Consider the following 820-nt stretch of genomic DNA (forward strand, 5'->3'; position numbering starts at 1 on the left):
GCTGGCCTTTGGCGAGGGCGCCGACACGATCGACAATTTCGAACACGCGGTCGGCTCCGATTTCGACGACGTGCTGCGCGGCACCGACGTGCATGACAACACGCTTGTCGGCAATGCCGGGGACGACCTGCTTCAGGGCCGCGACGGCGACGACACGCTGATCGGGGGCGCAGGCGAGGATACGCTGGAAGGCGGCGACGACAATGACAGCCTTGATGGCGGTTCGTTCATGGACACGCTGCGCGGCGGTCTGGGCGATGACACGATCGACGGCGGCAGCAATTTCGACACGGTCGATTACGCGATGTCCGCAGCGAGCATGATCATTGATCTTGGGGCCAGCGGGGTTTTGACCGACGGCGGTGTGCCTGTGTCCGCGGCCGTCGGCGAGGGCATTGACCGCCTGTTCAACATCGAACATGCCACCGGATCGGCGCAGGGCGACGTGATCATCGGCACGGCCGTGCACGGGAACATCCTGCAAGGGCTCGGCGGTAATGATATTCTGTTTGGCCTGGCCGGAGACGACACGCTTGATGGCGGCGCCGACAGCGACACGGCCGCGTTCGGCTTTTCGTCCGTCGGCGTCACGGTCGACCTTGGCGCGGGCACGGCAACCGGTGAAGGCTCCGATACGCTGATCTCCATCGAAGTGGTGTCCGGATCGGACTTCGAGGATCGCCTGACCGGGGCCAATGGCGCAAACGATTTGCTCCAGGGGGGGATCGGCAACGACACGCTGGCCGGGCGCAGCGGGGATGACACGCTGTCTGGTGGCGCGGGCGACGATCTTCTGCTCGCCGACAGCGGCACAGACAGC

General features: G+C 65.4%; 1 protein-coding gene. It reads left to right on the forward strand.

The genetic code is table 11. The features are described 5' to 3' along the window. On the forward strand, positions 1 to 820 hold an 820-nt coding region (locus tag J1C49_RS21490), incomplete at both ends, for a calcium-binding protein (protein WP_370639449.1).

Origin of the sequence: Cognatishimia sp. F0-27 (genome assembly GCF_020667845.1) — a bacterium.
Lineage (GTDB): Bacteria > Pseudomonadota > Alphaproteobacteria > Rhodobacterales > Rhodobacteraceae > JAFMPQ01.